This is a genomic window from Cellulomonas endometrii (assembly GCF_949769265.1).
GTDB classification, from domain to species: domain Bacteria; phylum Actinomycetota; class Actinomycetes; order Actinomycetales; family Cellulomonadaceae; genus Cellulomonas; species Cellulomonas endometrii.
Genome location: NZ_CATKPC010000027.1, coordinates 1 through 17,117, shown reverse-complemented (window position 1 = coordinate 17,117; position 17,117 = coordinate 1). Strand labels below are relative to the sequence as shown.

At 77.3% G+C, this 17,117-nt stretch carries 16 protein-coding genes and 1 pseudogene; 7 read left to right on the top strand and 10 right to left on the bottom strand.

The annotated features are described in order from the left end of the window. Window positions 1-34: 34 nt before the first annotated feature. Genes QNH85_RS18910 through QNH85_RS18900 form a run of 3 tightly spaced genes read right to left on the bottom strand, consistent with a single transcriptional unit; the run spans window position 35 to window position 6,046 of the window. On the bottom strand, window positions 35-3,643 hold the full coding sequence (locus QNH85_RS18910) for an error-prone DNA polymerase (RefSeq protein ID WP_282948886.1): 3,609 nt from the start codon (window positions 3,641-3,643) through the stop codon (window positions 35-37). Beyond that, entirely contained in the window at window positions 3,636-5,276 is a 1,641-nt protein-coding gene (locus QNH85_RS18905) for a DNA polymerase Y family protein (protein ID WP_282948884.1), read from the bottom strand. Before QNH85_RS18905 ends, QNH85_RS18910 begins: the two co-directional genes overlap by 8 nt. Further along, window positions 5,273-6,046, bottom strand: a complete 774-nt coding sequence (locus QNH85_RS18900) for a hypothetical protein (RefSeq protein ID WP_282948882.1) — start codon at window positions 6,044-6,046, stop codon at window positions 5,273-5,275. The genes QNH85_RS18905 and QNH85_RS18900 overlap by 4 nt, the downstream gene beginning before the upstream one ends. Before the next feature lie 459 nt (window positions 6,047-6,505). Here QNH85_RS18900 and QNH85_RS18895 point away from each other — a divergent pair, with 459 nt between their 5' ends. After that, window positions 6,506-7,042, top strand: a complete 537-nt coding sequence (locus QNH85_RS18895; RefSeq protein ID WP_282948880.1) for a YbhB/YbcL family Raf kinase inhibitor-like protein — start codon at window positions 6,506-6,508, stop codon at window positions 7,040-7,042. A 36-nt stretch (window positions 7,043-7,078) separates the two neighbouring features. Here QNH85_RS18895 and QNH85_RS18890 read toward each other — a convergent pair whose 3' ends face one another. Beyond that, on the bottom strand, window positions 7,079-7,636 hold the full coding sequence (locus QNH85_RS18890) for a GNAT family N-acetyltransferase (RefSeq protein ID WP_346016348.1): 558 nt from the start codon (window positions 7,634-7,636) through the stop codon (window positions 7,079-7,081). Window positions 7,637-7,639: 3 nt separating this feature from the next. On the opposite strand from QNH85_RS18890, the gene QNH85_RS18885 reads away from it, so the two are divergent. Then, a complete protein-coding gene (locus tag QNH85_RS18885; protein ID WP_282948870.1) occupies window positions 7,640-8,209 on the top strand; it encodes a YbaK/EbsC family protein in 570 nt (189 codons plus the stop codon). Between the two features lie 53 nt (window positions 8,210-8,262). Here QNH85_RS18885 and QNH85_RS18880 read toward each other — a convergent pair whose 3' ends face one another. After that, the gene (locus tag QNH85_RS18880) at window positions 8,263-9,018 is read right to left on the bottom strand and encodes a TetR/AcrR family transcriptional regulator (protein ID WP_282948872.1); all 756 of its coding nucleotides are present in this window, start codon (window positions 9,016-9,018) and stop codon (window positions 8,263-8,265) included. A 118-nt stretch (window positions 9,019-9,136) separates the two neighbouring features. Here QNH85_RS18880 and QNH85_RS18875 point away from each other — a divergent pair, with 118 nt between their 5' ends. From QNH85_RS18875 to QNH85_RS18865, 3 genes are all read left to right on the top strand, one after another. Further along, on the top strand, window positions 9,137-10,084 hold the full coding sequence (locus QNH85_RS18875; RefSeq protein WP_282948874.1) for an NAD-dependent epimerase/dehydratase family protein: 948 nt from the start codon (window positions 9,137-9,139) through the stop codon (window positions 10,082-10,084). A 179-nt stretch (window positions 10,085-10,263) separates the two neighbouring features. Continuing rightward, window positions 10,264-11,319, top strand: a complete 1,056-nt coding sequence (locus tag QNH85_RS18870; RefSeq protein WP_282948876.1) for an iron-containing redox enzyme family protein — start codon at window positions 10,264-10,266, stop codon at window positions 11,317-11,319. Continuing rightward, window positions 11,316-11,972, top strand: coding sequence for a glycosyltransferase family 2 protein (locus QNH85_RS18865; RefSeq protein ID WP_282948878.1), 657 nt, complete (start codon window positions 11,316-11,318; stop codon window positions 11,970-11,972). The genes QNH85_RS18870 and QNH85_RS18865 overlap by 4 nt, the downstream gene beginning before the upstream one ends. A 58-nt stretch (window positions 11,973-12,030) precedes the next feature. On the opposite strand, the pseudogene QNH85_RS18860 reads toward QNH85_RS18865, so the two are convergent. The 3 genes and pseudogenes from QNH85_RS18860 to QNH85_RS18850 form a co-directional block, all read right to left on the bottom strand. Further along, window positions 12,031-12,267: pseudogene (locus tag QNH85_RS18860) on the bottom strand (glycosyltransferase); the annotation flags it as partial. Between the two features lie 110 nt (window positions 12,268-12,377). Beyond that, window positions 12,378-13,433, bottom strand: coding sequence for an iron-containing redox enzyme family protein (locus tag QNH85_RS18855; RefSeq protein WP_282948876.1), 1,056 nt, complete (start codon window positions 13,431-13,433; stop codon window positions 12,378-12,380). A gap of 179 nt (window positions 13,434-13,612) precedes the next feature. Next, a complete protein-coding gene (locus QNH85_RS18850; RefSeq protein WP_282948874.1) occupies window positions 13,613-14,560 on the bottom strand; it encodes an NAD-dependent epimerase/dehydratase family protein in 948 nt (315 codons plus the stop codon). A gap of 118 nt (window positions 14,561-14,678) precedes the next feature. Here QNH85_RS18850 and QNH85_RS18845 point away from each other — a divergent pair, with 118 nt between their 5' ends. Beyond that, entirely contained in the window at window positions 14,679-15,434 is a 756-nt protein-coding gene (locus tag QNH85_RS18845) for a TetR/AcrR family transcriptional regulator (RefSeq protein WP_282948872.1), read from the top strand. Between the two features lie 53 nt (window positions 15,435-15,487). Here QNH85_RS18845 and QNH85_RS18840 read toward each other — a convergent pair whose 3' ends face one another. Beyond that, complete coding sequence (locus tag QNH85_RS18840) at window positions 15,488-16,057, bottom strand: YbaK/EbsC family protein (RefSeq protein ID WP_282948870.1); 570 nt, start codon at window positions 16,055-16,057, stop codon at window positions 15,488-15,490. Window positions 16,058-16,060: 3 nt separating this feature from the next. Between QNH85_RS18840 and QNH85_RS18835 the strand changes: the two genes are divergently transcribed. Then, window positions 16,061-16,618, top strand: coding sequence for a GNAT family N-acetyltransferase (locus QNH85_RS18835; RefSeq protein ID WP_346016348.1), 558 nt, complete (start codon window positions 16,061-16,063; stop codon window positions 16,616-16,618). Window positions 16,619-16,654: 36 nt separating this feature from the next. Here the strand turns inward: QNH85_RS18835 and QNH85_RS18830 are convergent. Continuing rightward, window positions 16,655-17,117, bottom strand: a 463-nt coding sequence (locus tag QNH85_RS18830) for a YbhB/YbcL family Raf kinase inhibitor-like protein (RefSeq protein WP_282948869.1), incomplete at its 5' end; no start/stop codon positions are given.

The following is a 17,117-nucleotide window of genomic DNA, read 5'->3' as shown; positions in this document are numbered from 1 at the left end:
CAGCCGAGCCGGTCCGGGGCGGCGCCGGTGCCCGTCACTGGAAGTCCCGGGACGTGGTGGCGACCTTGAGCGACATCGGGGTCAGGTGCTCGGCGACGAGGTTGGTGGCCCCGTCGGCCCGTTCCAGCCGCCCGCGCACCACGAGCGCCCGGGACGTGCGGGCGACCTTCCGGAACCGCTGCCAGAGCCCGGTGCTGCACACGATGTTGAGCAGCCCGGTCTCGTCCTCCAGCGACAGGAACGTGACGCCGCCCGCGGTGCCCGGCCGCTGGCGGTGGGTGACGACACCTGCCACGGCGACGCGTCGGCCGGCCTCGTGCCGGAACGCCTGCTCGACGCGCAGCACCCCGGCGGCGTCCAGCCCGTCGCGCACGTACTGGGTCGGGTAGGAGTCGACGGTGACGCCGGTGGCCCACACGTCGGCGACGGCGAGCTCGACGGGGCTCATCCCGGGCAGGGTCGGGGCGCGCACACCGACGGAGACCCCCGGCAGGGTGTCCGGCCCCTCCTGGGCGAGCGCCCCCGCCGCCCACAGCGCCTCCCGCCGGGTCACGCCGAGCGACTCCAGCGCGCCGCCGGTGGCGAGCGCCTCGAGCTGGGTGGTGCTGAGCTCGACGCGCCGCACGAGGTCCCGCAGGTCGACGAACGGCCCGTGCGCGTCCCGCTCGGCCACCAGCCGCTCGGCCACCTTCTCCCCCACGTTCCGGACCGACGCCAGCCCGACGCGCACGGCCAGCGACCGTGCGGGGGCGTCGCCGCGGTCCAGGCGCCCACCGGGCGTCGATGGCACGGGAGGCACCGGCGGCACGGGGGCGGTGCCGGACGGCCGCGGCTCCAGGAGCGGCTCCCCGCCGGGCGGCTCGGGCGCCACGCGCTCGACGACGGCCTGCACGCCGGACCGCTGCACGTCGGGGCGCAGCACCTCGATGCCGTGCCGGCGGGCGTCGGCGACCAGGGACTGCGGCGAGTAGAACCCCATGGGCTGCGCGGCGAGCAGCCCGGCGTAGAACGCGGCGGGGTGGTGCACCTTGAGCCACGCGCTGGCGTAGACCAGGAAGGCGAAGGAGTAGGCGTGCGACTCGGGGAACCCGAAGTCGGCGAAGGCCTTGAGCTTCTCGAAGACCTCCTCGCGGACCTCCTCCGGCAGGCCGTTGCGGGTCATGCCGGTCATCAGCCGGGCACGCAGCGCCTCCATCTTCTCGACGCTGCGCTTCGAGCCCATGGCCCGGCGGAGCTGGTCGGCCTCGGCGGGCGTGAAGTCCGCGACGTCGATGGCCATCTGCATGAGCTGCTCCTGGAACAGCGGCACGCCGAGGGTGCGCTGCAGGGACTTCTCGAGCTTCGGGTGCGGGTAGGTGATGGCCTGCCGCCCCTGGTACCGCTCGATGTAGGGGTGCACCGACCCGCCCTGGATGGGCCCCGGCCGGATGAGCGCGACCTCGACGACGATGCCGTAGAAGCTCCGCGGCTGCAGGCGCGGCAGGGTGCCCATCTGGGCCCGCGACTCGACCTGGAACACGCCGACGGTGTCGGCCGCGCACAGCAGGTCGTAGACGAGCGGGTCCTCGTCGGGCAGGCCGTGCAGGTCCAGGCGGGGGCCGCCGTGCCGGACCACCTCGTCGAACGCCAGCCGCAGGGCCGTGAGCATGCCGAGGCCCAGCAGGTCGAACTTCACCAGTCCGGCGTCGGCGCAGTCGTCCTTGTCCCACTGCAGGACGGTGCGGCCCTCCATGCGCGCCCACTCGACGGGGCACACCTCGATGACGGGCCGGTCGCACATGACCATGCCGCCGGAGTGGATGCCGAGGTGCCGGGGCAGGCGCAGGAACCGGTCGGCGAGGTCGATCACCTGGTCGGGGATCTCGTCGAGGTCGCTGGCGGGCGGCGGGCGGTGCGCGGGGACGACGTCGTGCCGGTCGGCGGTCGGCTCACCGGCCCGGCCGTCGGTGTCCGCGGCGCCGGCGGGGCGGCGGGGCGCGGGGGGCGGCGGCTCGTGGTGCCAGCCCCAGACCACCCCCTCGGGGTCGCGCTGCTGCCCGGGCAGGGTCGGCCGGGTGGAGGTCGGCCGGTCCGGTGGACTGCGTGGGCGGGTGGGCGGGGTGGGCGTCGCGGTGGGTGTCGTCGGCGGGTCGCCGTCGCGGTTGCCGGACCACCACGGCTTCGTCGGCTGCGGTCCGCGCAGGGTCCCCCACCGCTCGATGGACTTGCTCCAGGCGTCCTGCTGCCCGACGTCGTACCCGAGGGCGCGCGCGGCGTCGCGGACCGCGGACCGGGCCCGGTAGGAGATGACGTTCGCGACCTGCGCGGCGTGGGTGCGCCCGTGCTTGGCGTAGACGTACTGGATGACCTCCTCGCGGCGGCCGGACTCGATGTCGACGTCGATGTCCGGCGGCCCGTCGCGCTCGGGGGCGAGGAACCGCTCGAACAGCAGGCCGTGCTTGACGGCGTCGACGGCGGTGACCTTGAGGGCGTAGCAGACGGCGGAGTTGGCGGCGGACCCGCGGCCCTGCGCGAGGATGCCGTTGCGGTGGCAGAAGTCGACCAGGTCGTAGACGACCAGGAAGTACCCGGGGAAGCCGAGCTCCTCGATCACCCGCAGCTCGTGCTCGAGCTGGGCGTAGGCGCCGGGCACCCGCTCGTCCTCCGGCGGCCCGTAGCACTCGAGGGCGCCGCGGCGGACGAGCTCGCGCAGCCAGGTGGCCTCGGTGTGCCCCGGCGGCACCGGGTACGGCGGCAGCTGCGGCGCGACCAGGTGCAGGTCGAAGGCGGACTCGTCACCGAGCGCGGCGGCGTTCGCGACGGCGTACGGGTGCCGGCGGTGCCGGTGCAGCATCTCCGCGGCCGAGTGCAGGTGCGCGGTCGGCGCGCCGGGCAGCCAGCCGTCGAGGTCCTCCATCGAGGACCGGGCGCGCACGGCGGCCAGTGCCATCGCCAGGTCGGCGTCCCGCGGGGTGGCGTAGTGGACGTTGCCGGTGGCGACCAGCGGCAGGCCGGCGTCCCGTGCGAGCGCCGCCAGCGCGTCGGCGGTCTCGGAGTCGAACGGGCTGCCGGTCTGCGTGACCTCCACGGCGACGTTGTCCCGGCCGAACAGCGCGACGAGGCGGTCGAGCTCGGTGCGCGCCCGGCCGACCCCGGCGGTGGTCACGCCGGGCTGCCGGCCGTCGTCGGTGAGCGCCCGGCGGACGGGTCCCTTCCGGCAGCCGGTGAGGACGAGCCACCGGCCGGCGGCCTGCTCGGCGAGCTCCTCGAGCCGGTACGCGGCGGCACCCTTCGTGCCGGTGGCCAGGTGCGCCTCGGCGATGGTCCGGGACAGCGCCCGGTACCCGTCGGGTCCGCGGGCGATGACGGGCAGGTGCACGGCCCGGGGGTCGGGCACGCCCGTCGGGGGGTCGAGCACGTCGGGGCCGCCGACACCGGGGACGGGCAGGTGCAGCTCGGCGCCGAACACGGTGGGCAGGCCGACCTCGCGCGCCGCCTCGGAGAACCGGACGACGCCGTACAGGCCGTCGTGGTCGGTGAGGCCGAGCGCGCTGAGCCCGAGCCGGTACGCCTCGGCCGCGAGCTCCTCGGGCTGGCTGGCGCCGTCGAGGAAGCTGAACGCCGAGTGCGCGTGCAGCTCCGCGTAGCGGGGGGTGTCAGTCATAGACGGCCTCGCAGGTCCAGCCGTCGGGCCGGCAGGCGAGCAGCAGGGCCCGGCCGTCGCCGAGCGTGACCTGCAGGTGCACGCGCACCCGGGCGTCGTCGGGCGACCACCAGCGCTCGGCCAGCGGCCAGGGTCCCGCCCAGCCGGCGACGGGGTGCTCGGTGGCCGGGCGGCGGTCGCTCGCGGGGGTGCGCACCCGCGCGGGGACGCCGCTCATGGTGAACCGCGCATCGAACCGCACGGGCAGCCCGGTCGCGTCCAGCACCTCCACCGGGGCCGGACGGGCGGGCACGGTGGCGGGTGCGGGCGACGGGAGGTGGCCGGGCCACGGCCGGTCGACGGGGCGCGGGGCGGCGGCCTGCGCCCCCCACGGCTGCAGGTGCACCTGGTCGCGGACGTCCCGGCCACCCTGCAGTGCCGCGGTGAGCACGCCGTCGCCGCCGAGCAGCCCCTGCACCCGGTCGAGCGCCCGGTGCGCACGCAGGTCGCCGCCGGAGGGGCCGCCCCACAGCCGTCCCTGCTCGGCACCGGCGGGAGCGACGTCCTCGGCGGTGATCGCCAGGGAGACGAGGCCCACCGGCTCGGCGTGGTCCTCCGGCTCGCCGCCGCCGTTTCCGTTTCCGTTGCCGCGCTCGACGGCGACGGCGGTCAGCCAGCCCTCCAGCTGCCAGCGGATGCGGTCGGTGATCCGGGCGGCGGACAGCCCGCCGAGGCCGCCCATGTCGGTGCGCCAGGCGCGGGTCAGCTCGGTGCCCTCGTCGGTGCGGGCGGTGATGCGCAGCCGCGCGCAGGCGACGGACTGCTCGGTGAGCAGGGTGTGCAGCTCCTCGGCGAGCCGGCGGCCGGCGAACGTCGCGACGTCGACCCGGTGCGCGGGCGGGTCGAGCTCGGTGGCGACCTCCAGGTCCGTCTCGGGGCGCCGGCGAGCGGGTGGCCGCAGGTCCTCGCCGCGGACGAGCGTCCACGCCCAGGTGCCCCAGGCGCCGAACCGGGCGTGCACGTCCCCGCCGCTCAGGGCGGCGAGGTCCCCCAGGCGGCGCAGGCCGAGCCGGCGCAGCAGGTCCACCAGGTCCGCGACGGCGCGGGCGGCGTCGTCGTGCACGGCGGCGGGCGTGAGGTCGTCGATGTCCCGGGGGGCGAGGAACGCCGGCGACCCTCCGGGCGGCACGACCTCGTCCGTGCGGGCGGCGAGGATCGCGGCCAGCAGCCCGTCGGCGGTGCCGACCTGGCACTCGTGGCCGGTGCGCTCGGCCACCACGGACACCAGCCGCTCGGCCAGCGCCTCCTCCGTGCCGTGGAACCGCGCCGCCCCGCCCGCGGGCAGCAGGAGCAGGCCCGGGCGGGCGACCTCGATCCCGGCGACGACGGCCTCGGTGGCGACGGCCACGGGCTCGAACAGACGGGCGTCGCGGTCGTCGTCGACGGGCAGCAGGACGAGCTCGGGGCACACGCCCTGCGCCTGCCGCCGGCGCATCCCACGGCGCACGCCCTGGGACCGGGCGAGCGCCGAGACGGCCGTGAGCCGGGCACCGGACTGCACGGCCGCGGGCAGGTGCGGCGGCACCTCGGCGGCGCGCACCGCGGCGACGACCGGCCAGTCCGGCACCCAGACGACGGTGGTCCGCGTGCTCATCCGACGAGCCTCAGCCCGGGCGTCACGGGCTGGTCCTGCGGCGGCAGCCCGTAGGGGTCGGTCGACGGGTCGAGCGGCAGCACGACCCGCAGGTCCTGCGCCTGACCAGCGCTGCCGCGGCCGGTGCGGGTGAGGTGGAGCTCGTGCGCGCGCAGGCGTCCGTCGCCGTCCCCGACGCCGGTCCACCGGCCGCCCTCGACGGTCAGCACGGTGCCCGCGCCGGACCAGGGCGCGGTGGACAGCAGCACGGAGCCGCGGTCGCGGGCCCGCGCCATGAGGCGTCGGCGGTCGGCGTCCGACAGGTGGGCCCCGGGGCCGACCACCACGACGTCGATCCCGTCGAGCAGCGCGGCGATCACCGTCGGCGCGTCCACCCCGGGGGGCGGCACCACGGCGAGCCGCCCCAGGGCGACGCCGGTCTGCGCGGCCGCCAGCAGGCCGAGGCTGGGCTGGCCGACGACGGCCGCCCACGCCTCCCGGGCGGTGCAGGCGGCGGCGATCATCGCGAGCACGAGGGAGGTCGAGCCGAGCACCGCGGTGGTGCTGCCCCGCCGCAGCCCGTCGGGCAGCAGCGGGGTCAGGGCGGGTGGGACGGCGAGCGGCGGGCGGTCGGTGAGCAGCCGGGGGCCGCGCGGGGGCGCCGGCCGGGACGGACGCTCCGGGGCGCGGTCGGGCAGGTCCGGGACGGCGACCGGACCGCTGAGCACCTCGGGCGCGGCGACCGTGCCGGCCGGGGACCCGACGACCGCGAGCGCCGCGCTGCCCGCCACCACCGGGACCGGTGACGGGGCTGACGCCGGCACCGCGGCACGGCCGCCGGCGGGGCGGGCGGCGTGCGGGACGCGCTCCGTGCGCGGTGCCGGACCGCGGACGTCAGGAGCGGGTGCGGGTGCGGGTGCGGTCCGTCCGCTGTCGGCATGGCGTGCGAGACTGCGCGCTCCGGTCCGCAGCTCGGCGTGCGCGAGGGCGGCCCGCGCCCGGGCGATCCGTTCCTCCTGGCTCACCGCCCCCACACCCTCTCGCTGCATCGTTCGAACACGTGTTCGATTGTGCCAGTAGACGCTGACACTCCCGCCCCCGTCAATCCGGCGGCACCCGGCCTGTGGACGACCCCCGGCGCGTCGCTCGGGCCCGCTGCGGACCCCGTCGGCCCGGGGCATGATGACGGGGCACGACCCGCCCGGACGGCTCGCCGGAACGGCCCGCCCGCGCCCACCAGGAGGAGGACCATGCCCGTCTCGCTGACCCGCCCCGTCGCCCCGGAGCCCTATGCGCTCCTGCCGTCCGTCGCGGCCTTCGACCTCGCGAGCGCCGACGTCGCGCACGGCGAGCCGATGCCGTCGCGGTTCGCCGCCGACGGCGAGGACCTGTCCCCCGCGCTGGAGTGGTCCGGGTTCCCCGAGGGCACGCGCTCGTTCGTGGTCAGCTGCTTCGACCCGGACGCCCCCACGCCGGCCGGGTTCTGGCACTGGACGGTCGTGGACGTGCCGGTGGGCACGACGTCGCTCCCCCGCGGCGCCGGCTCGGCGGACGGCGGCCTGCTGCCGCAGGGGGCGTTCCAGGTCCGCAACGACGGTGGGTCGATCGGCTACGCGGGCGCGGCACCGCCGCCCGGGGACCGCCCGCACCGGTACGTCTTCGCGGTGCACGCGCTCGACGTCGAGCACCTGGACGTCCCGCCGGACGCGACCCCGACCGCGGTGGCGTTCGCGGCGCTGTTCCACACGGTCGCGCGCGCGACCCTCGCCCCGACCTACGCCCTCTGACCTGCGCCCGCCGACCTGCGCCCGCCGACCCGGGCCTCAGCCCTCGGGCAGCCCCAGGTCCAGCACCATCCCGGTCGCCCCGGGCGCCACGTCGCGGAACCCGAGCGACTCGTACAGCGCCCGCCCGGGCGGGTCGGCGACGAGCGTGATGTAGGCGCCCCGGGGCGCCCGCGCCCGCACGTCGTCGAGCAGCCGGGTCAGGACCCGCCGGCCGAGCCCGCGGCGCTGGTGCGCGGGGTCGACGGCCATGTCCGCGACGAGGAAGTACCAGCCGCCGTCCCCCACCACGCGCCCCATCGCGACCACCGTCCCGTCGGCGGTCCGGACGTGGCACCACGACCAGCTCCCGGCGAGCGCCCCGTCGGCCTGCTCGGGCCGCTTGGGGGGCAGCCCGGAGTCGCGGCGCAGGCGCAGGTAGTCCGCGCGGGGCGGCGCCGCCGCGACGACCACGTACGGGTCGGCGGCGAACGGGTCGGCTGCGACGAGGCCTGAGGCGACGGGGTCGGCGACGGGCCCCGCGGGCGTCGGTTGGGTGGTCCCCCGCCCATCATGGCGCCCGGTGGGGCCGCGTCGGTGCAGGTGGGTAGCCTGCACCGCATGCCGTTGACGCTCGGGACCCTGACCTGGCTGCGCGCCGTCGACCGCCTCGACCTGCTCGCCGAGCCCACCGCCGCGGCGGTGTCGGGCTGGGCGGCGGTCGACCCCGCCGTGGCGGACGCGGTGCTCGTGACCGAGATCGACCCGGAGCTGGCGGACACGGCGGCGATGACGGAGGCGTACGACCTGCCGCTCGCCGTCTCCGCGAACTGCGTCCTGGTGTCCGGCCGGCGGGCCGGCGAGGAGCGGGTCGCGGCGGCCGTGGTGCGCGCGACGACGCGGGCCGACGTGAACAACGCCGTCAAGCGCCTGCTGGACGTCCGCAAGGCGTCGTTCCTGCCGATGGACCGCGCCGTCGAGGAGTCGGGCATGGAGTACGGCGGGATCACCCCGTTGGGCCTTCCGTCGGGCTACCGGGTGCTGCTGGACGCGTCGGTGGCGGCGGACGGGGAGGCGGGCGGCACGGTCGTCATCGGCTCGGGCCTGCGCCGGTCGAAGATCGCCCTGCCGGGGTCCGTGCTGGCGTCCGCGCCGGGCGTCGAGGTCGTCGAGGGCCTCGGCCTGGCCTGAGCCACCCGGGCCACCCGCGCCCGCGCCGCACCACCCGCGCCGCACCACCCGGGTCACGCCCCGGCGGGCACCCGCAGCCCGACCGCGGCGGCGGTGCGCAGGGCGACGGCGTCGAGGTGCTCGGCGCGGGACTCGACGACCCGCCGGTAGTGGCCGAACAGCTCGAAGCTGACGCACCCGAACAGCTCCGTCCACGCGTCGACGACGGCCAGCGGCAGCCGCGGGTCGACGCTCGCGGGGTCGGGCCGCCGCTCCTCCGGGTACCCGTCGAGGGCGTAGGCCAGCAGGGTGCGCGCGTCGTCCAGCAGGCCGGGCGGCACCGGGGCACCCGCGGCGGCCGGATCAGCCGCGCCGGACGTCCACGCGTCCACCGCGACGGTCGCGAGCAGCAGCGCGACCCGGGCGGCGGGCGCCGTGGTGTCCTCCGGAGCCTGGTAGCCGGGCACGGGCGAGCCGTAGATGAGGGCGTACTCGTGCGGCCGGGCGAGCGCCCAGGCGCGGACGCCCCGGTGCACCGCGAGCCACCGCCCCAGCAGGTCCTCGCGGGCGACGGCGGCCTCGGCCTGCGCGGCGGCGTCGCCCAGACCGGCGTACGCGTCGGTGATGAGGGCCGTCAGCAGCGCGTCCCGGTTGGGGAAGTACCGGTAGACCGCCGAGGGCGCCATCCCGAGGGTCCGGGTGACGGCGCGCACGGACAGGGCCGCCGCACCGACCTCGCCGAGCTGGGTCCGCGCGGCGTCGGTGATCTCGCGCAGGAGCTCCCGGCGGGCACGGGCACGGGCGCCCTCGCCGGGGGTGCTGGTGGTCATCGCCCCAGCCTCGCACCCGCGCCCGCCCGTCCCCGGCACGACACCCACCCTTGCATTCGAACGAGAACAGTGCTCACACTAGAGATCACTGTTCACACACTGCCCTCCGGGAGCGACCATGTCCACGTACCTCGTCGTCGGCGCCGGCCCGGTCGGGACCGCGCTCTCGCGGCTCCTCGCCGACCGCGGCGACACCGTCACGCTCGTCACCCGGTCCGGCCGGGGACCCGCGCAGCCGCGGATCACGCTCGTCGCCGCGGACGCGAGCGACCCCACCGCCCTCGGGCCGCTCGCCCGCGGGGCCGCGGCGGTGGTGAACTGCGCCAACCCCGGGACCTACATGGAGTGGGAGGCGCAGTGGCCTCCGCTCGCCGCCTCGCTCCTCGCGGCCGCGGAGGGCAGCGGCGCCGTCCTGGTCACGCTCAGCAACCTGTACGGCTACGGCCCGGTCGACGTGCCGATGACGCCGGACCTCCCGCTCGCCGCCACCGGCCACAAGGGCCGCCTGCGCGCCCGGATGTGGCAGGACGCGCTCGCCGCGCACGACGCGGGCCGGGTCCGGGCGACCGAGGTCCGGGCGGCGGACTACGTCGGCCCGACGGTCACCGCGGCGGGCGGCCTGCTGCGCCGGTACGCGGACGCGGCGCTGCGCGGGCGCACCGTGTGGTCGTTCGGCGACCCGGACGCGCCGCACTCCTTCTCCTTCGTCGACGACGTCGCCGGCCTGCTCGCCACCGCCGCGGACGACCCCCGCGCGTGGGGCCGCGCGTGGCACGTGCCCGGCGCGGAGCCCCGCTCGGTCCGGGAGGTGCTCGCCGACCTCACCGGTGCCGCGCCCGGCTCCCCGGGGACCGGACGGCCCCCGCGCGTCCGGCGGGTCCCGCGCGCCGCGCTCACCGCCCTGGCGCCGGTCGTCCCGCTGCTCCGCGAGCTCGGCGAGGTGCTGTGGCAGTTCGATCGCCCGTTCGTGCTCGACGCCACCGCCACCACCGCGGCCTTCGGGCAGACCGGGACCCCCTGGCCGCAGGTCGTCGCGGCGACCGCCCCGGCATGGGCCCCGGCCTGACCGGTCCCCGGCCCTCCGCCGCCGGCCGTCCTCGACGCGCGCCGCGACCGCCCCGCGACTAGCGTGACCTGCGCAACCGCGCTCCGGCGGCGTGGACCACCCCGGGGAGCGCGCAGGCCTCTGGCAGCGGGGCCACCGGGACTGCTGCGCGCAGGTGCGCGGCGCGAGGAAGGCCACCGATGCGAGCACCGAGCCCCCGTGGACCGCTCAGCGAGCGCGTGCTGGCCGCCCTGACGTCGGGGACGGTCGACCCGGGCCTGCCGGAGGCCGCTGCGCGGGCGGTGCGGGCCTCGGACGACCTGCTCACCGACGAGGACGTGCAGATCGCGCTGACCGCGCTCTACGAGCTGCACCACCAGGGCCTCGACGGCGTCGACGAGCGCTTGGAGTGGGACACGACGCTGCTGCGCACCCGTGCCGTCGTCGAGGAGCGCTTCGAGACGCAGCTGCGCGCCGAGGTCTCCGTGCCCGCGGACCTGGTGGCCGAGCTCGAGGCCCACGTCGCGTCGGAGGGCCTGGGGCCGGCCGTCGCGCGCGCCCTGTTCGACCTGACCGGCCGGGACGACGGCCCGAGCCTGTCGGCGTACGTGGCGCGCCGGGCGACCGACGAGCAGCTGCACGAGATGCTGATCCACCGGTCGGTCTACCAGCTCAAGGAGGCGGACCCGCACACCTGGGCGATCCCGCGCCTCGCGGGGGTGCCGAAGGCCGCGCTGGTCGAGATCCAGGCCGACGAGTACGGCGGCGGCCGCCCCGAGCGGATGCACGCGGCGCTGTTCGCCCGCACGATGCGGGGGCTCGGGCTGGACGACACGTACGGCCGCTACGTCGACGACGTGCCGGCCGTCACGCTGGCGTCGGTGAACATGATGATGATGTTCGGGCTGCACCGGCGGCTGCGCGGCTGCGTCGTCGGCCACCTCGCGGCGTTCGAGATGACGTCCTCGCAGCCGAACCGCCTGTACGGCAACGGGTTCCGCCGGCACGGGTACGACGCCGACGTGACGTGGTACTTCGACGAGCACGTCGAGGCCGACGCCGTGCACGAGCAGATCGCCGGGCGGGACCTCGCGGGCGGCCTGGTGGAGCAGCAGCCGGAGCTCCGTGACGACGTGCTCTTCGGCGCCGCGGCGTGCCTCGCGGTCGACGGCCGGGTCGGCGCGCACATCCTCGAGCGCTGGACCGCGGGCGAGTCGTCCCTGCGCCGGCCCGCGCCGGTCGGGAGCCCGGCGTGAGCCTCGCGGAGGCGGAGTACGTCCTGCCGCTGCGGTGGCAGGACGACCGCGGGCTGGCCGAGCTGGCCGGCTACCTCGAGCGGCTGGTCCGGTGGCTGCCCGTGACGGTGGTGGACGGCTCCGACCCCGACCGGTTCGCCGCGCACGCGCGCGCCTTCCCGCCGGCGGTGCGCCACGTGCGCCCGGACCCGTGGCCCGGCGGCAACGGGAAGGTCGCGGGCGTGGTGACGGGTCTGGCGCTCGCGACGGCCGAGCGGGTCGTGGTCGCCGACGACGACGTGCGGTACGACGCGGAGACGCTCCGTGCGGTGCTGGACCGGCTGGACCACGCCGACGTGGTGCGCCCGCAGAACGTGTTCGACCCGCTCCCCTGGCACGCGCGCTGGGACACGGCCCGCACGCTGCTCAACCGGGCGTTCGGCGCCGACTACCCGGGCACGCTCGCGCTGCGGCGCACGGCCCTGGGCCCGGACGGCTACGACGGCGACGTGCTGTTCGAGAACCTGGAGCTGCTCCGCACGGTCCGCGCGCGCGGACCGTGCGGAGCAGCTCCAGGTTCTCGAACAGCACGTCGCCGTCGTAGCCGTCCGGGCCCAGGGCCGTGCGCCGCAGCGCGAGCGTGCCCGGGTAGTCGGCGCCGAACGCCCGGTTGAGCAGCGTGCGGGCCGTGTCCCAGCGCGCGTGCCAGGGGAGCGGGTCGAACACGTTCTGCGGGCGCACCACGTCGGCGTGGTCCAGCCGGTCCAGCACCGCACGGAGCGTCTCCGCGTCGTACCGCACGTCGTCGTCGGCGACCACGACCCGCTCGGCCGTCGCGAGCGCCAGACCCGTCACCACGCCCGCGACCTTCCCGTTGCCGCCGGGCCACGGGTCCGGGCGCACGTGGCGCACCGCCGGCGGGAAGGCGCGCGCGTGCGCGGCGAACCGGTCGGGGTCGGAGCCGTCCACCACCGTCACGGGCAGCCACCGGACCAGCCGCTCGAGGTAGCCGGCCAGCTCGGCCAGCCCGCGGTCGTCCTGCCACCGCAGCGGCAGGACGTACTCCGCCTCCGCGAGGCTCACGCCGGGCTCCCGACCGGCGCGGGCCGGCGCAGGGACGACTCGCCCGCGGTCCAGCGCTCGAGGATGTGCGCGCCGACCCGGCCGTCGACCGCGAGGCACGCCGCGGCGCCGAAGAGCACGTCGTCACGGAGCTCCGGCTGCTGCTCCACCAGGCCGCCCGCGAGGTCCCGCCCGGCGATCTGCTCGTGCACGGCGTCGGCCTCGACGTGCTCGTCGAAGTACCACGTCACGTCGGCGTCGTACCCGTGCCGGCGGAACCCGTTGCCGTACAGGCGGTTCGGCTGCGAGGACGTCATCTCGAACGCCGCGAGGTGGCCGACGACGCAGCCGCGCAGCCGCCGGTGCAGCCCGAACATCATCATCATGTTCACCGACGCCAGCGTGACGGCCGGCACGTCGTCGACGTAGCGGCCGTACGTGTCGTCCAGCCCGAGCCCCCGCATCGTGCGGGCGAACAGCGCCGCGTGCATCCGCTCGGGGCGGCCGCCGCCGTACTCGTCGGCCTGGATCTCGACCAGCGCGGCCTTCGGCACCCCCGCGAGGCGCGGGATCGCCCAGGTGTGCGGGTCCGCCTCCTTGAGCTGGTAGACCGACCGGTGGATCAGCATCTCGTGCAGCTGCTCGTCGGTCGCCCGGCGCGCCACGTACGCCGACAGGCTCGGGCCGTCGTCCCGGCCGGTCAGGTCGAACAGGGCGCGCGCGACGGCCGGCCCCAGGCCCTCCGACGCGACGTGGGCCTCGAGCTCGGCCACCAGGTCCGCGGGCACGGAGACCTCGGCGCGCAGCTGCGTCTCGAAGCGCTCCTCGACGACGGCACGGGTGCGCAGCAGCGTCGTGTCCCACTCCAAGCGCTCGTCGACGCCGTCGAGGCCCTGGTGGTGCAGCTCGTAGAGCGCGGTCAGCGCGATCTGCACGTCCTCGTCGGTGAGCAGGTCGTCCGAGGCCCGCACCGCCCGCGCAGCGGCCTCCGGCAGGCCCGGGTCGACCGTCCCCGACGTCAGGGCGGCCAGCACGCGCTCGCTGAGCGGTCCACGGGGGCTCGGTGCTCGCATCGGTGGCCTTCCTCGCGCCGCGCACCTGCGCGCAGCAGTCCCGGTGGCCCCGCTGCCAGAGGCCTGCGCGCTCCCCGGGGTGGTCCACGCCGCCGGAGCGCGGTTGCGCAGGTCACGCTAGTCGCGGGGCGGTCGCGGCGCGCGTCGAGGACGGCCGGCGGCGGAGGGCCGGGGACCGGTCAGGCCGGGGCCCATGCCGGGGCGGTCGCCGCGACGACCTGCGGCCAGGGGGTCCCGGTCTGCCCGAAGGCCGCGGTGGTGGCGGTGGCGTCGAGCACGAACGGGCGATCGAACTGCCACAGCACCTCGCCGAGCTCGCGGAGCAGCGGGACGACCGGCGCCAGGGCGGTGAGCGCGGCGCGCGGGACCCGCCGGACGCGCGGGGGCCGTCCGGTCCCCGGGGAGCCGGGCGCGGCACCGGTGAGGTCGGCGAGCACCTCCCGGACCGAGCGGGGCTCCGCGCCGGGCACGTGCCACGCGCGGCCCCACGCGCGGGGGTCGTCCGCGGCGGTGGCGAGCAGGCCGGCGACGTCGTCGACGAAGGAGAAGGAGTGCGGCGCGTCCGGGTCGCCGAACGACCACACGGTGCGCCCGCGCAGCGCCGCGTCCGCGTACCGGCGCAGCAGGCCGCCCGCCGCGGTGACCGTCGGGCCGACGTAGTCCGCCGCCCGGACCTCGGTCGCCCGGACCCGGCCCGCGTCGTGCGCGGCGAGCGCGTCCTGCCACATCCGGGCGCGCAGGCGGCCCTTGTGGCCGGTGGCGGCGAGCGGGAGGTCCGGCGTCATCGGCACGTCGACCGGGCCGTAGCCGTACAGGTTGCTGAGCGTGACCAGGACGGCGCCGCTGCCCTCCGCGGCCGCGAGGAGCGAGGCGGCGAGCGGAGGCCACTGCGCCTCCCACTCCATGTAGGTCCCGGGGTTGGCGCAGTTCACCACCGCCGCGGCCCCGCGGGCGAGCGGCCCGAGGGCGGTGGGGTCGCTCGCGTCCGCGGCGACGAGCGTGATCCGCGGCTGCGCGGGTCCCCGGCCGGACCGGGTGACGAGCGTGACGGTGTCGCCGCGGTCGGCGAGGAGCCGCGAGAGCGCGGTCCCGACCGGGCCGGCGCCGACGACGAGGTACGTGGACATGGTCGCTCCCGGAGGGCAGTGTGTGAACAGTGATCTCTAGTGTGAGCACTGTTCTCGTTCGAATGCAAGGGTGGGTGTCGTGCCGGGGACGGGCGGGCGCGGGTGCGAGGCTGGGGCGATGACCACCAGCACCCCCGGCGAGGGCGCCCGTGCCCGTGCCCGCCGGGAGCTCCTGCGCGAGATCACCGACGCCGCGCGGACCCAGCTCGGCGAGGTCGGTGCGGCGGCCCTGTCCGTGCGCGCCGTCACCCGGACCCTCGGGATGGCGCCCTCGGCGGTCTACCGGTACTTCCCCAACCGGGACGCGCTGCTGACGGCCCTCATCACCGACGCGTACGCCGGTCTGGGCGACGCCGCCGCGCAGGCCGAGGCCGCCGTCGCCCGCGAGGACCTGCTGGGGCGGTGGCTCGCGGTGCACCGGGGCGTCCGCGCCTGGGCGCTCGCCCGGCCGCACGAGTACGCCCTCATCTACGGCTCGCCCGTGCCCGGCTACCAGGCTCCGGAGGACACCACGGCGCCCGCCGCCCGGGTCGCGCTGCTGCTCGCGACCGTCGCGGTGGACGCGTGGACGTCCGGCGCGGCTGATCCGGCCGCCGCGGGTGCCCCGGTGCCGCCCGGCCTGCTGGACGACGCGCGCACCCTGCTGGCCTACGCCCTCGACGGGTACCCGGAGGAGCGGCGGCCCGACCCCGCGAGCGTCGACCCGCGGCTGCCGCTGGCCGTCGTCGACGCGTGGACGGAGCTGTTCGGGTGCGTCAGCTTCGAGCTGTTCGGCCACTACCGGCGGGTCGTCGAGTCCCGCGCCGAGCACCTCGACGCCGTCGCCCTGCGCACCGCCGCCGCGGTCGGGCTGCGGGTGCCCGCCGGGGCGTGACCCGGGTGGTGCGGCGCGGGTGGTGCGGCGCGGGCGCGGGTGGCCCGGGTGGCTCAGGCCAGGCCGAGGCCCTCGACGACCTCGACGCCCGGCGCGGACGCCAGCACGGACCCCGGCAGGGCGATCTTCGACCGGCGCAGGCCCGAGCCGATGACGACCGTGCCGCCCGCCTCCCCGTCCGCCGCCACCGACGCGTCCAGCAGCACCCGGTAGCCCGACGGAAGGCCCAACGGGGTGATCCCGCCGTACTCCATGCCCGACTCCTCGACGGCGCGGTCCATCGGCAGGAACGACGCCTTGCGGACGTCCAGCAGGCGCTTGACGGCGTTGTTCACGTCGGCCCGCGTCGTCGCGCGCACCACGGCCGCCGCGACCCGCTCCTCGCCGGCCCGCCGGCCGGACACCAGGACGCAGTTCGCGGAGACGGCGAGCGGCAGGTCGTACGCCTCCGTCATCGCCGCCGTGTCCGCCAGCTCCGGGTCGATCTCGGTCACGAGCACCGCGTCCGCCACGGCGGGGTCGACCGCCGCCCAGCCCGACACCGCCGCGGCGGTGGGCTCGGCGAGCAGGTCGAGGCGGTCGACGGCGCGCAGCCAGGTCAGGGTCCCGAGCGTCAACGGCATGCGGTGCAGGCTACCCACCTGCACCGACGCGGCCCCACCGGGCGCCATGATGGGCGGGGGACCACCCAACCGACGCCCGCGGGGCCCGTCGCCGACCCCGTCGCCTCAGGCCTCGTCGCAGCCGACCCGTTCGCCGCCGACCCGTACGTGGTCGTCGCGGCGGCGCCGCCCCGCGCGGACTACCTGCGCCTGCGCCGCGACTCCGGGCTGCCCCCCAAGCGGCCCGAGCAGGCCGACGGGGCGCTCGCCGGGAGCTGGTCGTGGTGCCACGTCCGGACCGCCGACGGGACGGTGGTCGCGATGGGGCGCGTGGTGGGGGACGGCGGCTGGTACTTCCTCGTCGCGGACATGGCCGTCGACCCCGCGCACCAGCGCCGCGGGCTCGGCCGGCGGGTCCTGACCCGGCTGCTCGACGACGTGCGGGCGCGGGCGCCCCGGGGCGCCTACATCACGCTCGTCGCCGACCCGCCCGGGCGGGCGCTGTACGAGTCGCTCGGGTTCCGCGACGTGGCGCCCGGGGCGACCGGGATGGTGCTGGACCTGGGGCTGCCCGAGGGCTGAGGCCCGGGTCGGCGGGCGCAGGTCGGCGGGCGCAGGTCAGAGGGCGTAGGTCGGGGCGAGGGTCGCGCGCGCGACCGTGTGGAACAGCGCCGCGAACGCCACCGCGGTCGGGGTCGCGTCCGGCGGGACGTCCAGGTGCTCGACGTCGAGCGCGTGCACCGCGAAGACGTACCGGTGCGGGCGGTCCCCGGGCGGCGGTGCCGCGCCCGCGTAGCCGATCGACCCACCGTCGTTGCGGACCTGGAACGCCCCCTGCGGCAGCAGGCCGCCGTCCGCCGAGCCGGCGCCGCGGGGGAGCGACGTCGTGCCCACCGGCACGTCCACGACCGTCCAGTGCCAGAACCCGGCCGGCGTGGGGGCGTCCGGGTCGAAGCAGCTGACCACGAACGAGCGCGTGCCCTCGGGGAACCCGGACCACTCCAGCGCGGGGGACAGGTCCTCGCCGTCGGCGGCGAACCGCGACGGCATCGGCTCGCCGTGCGCGACGTCGGCGCTCGCG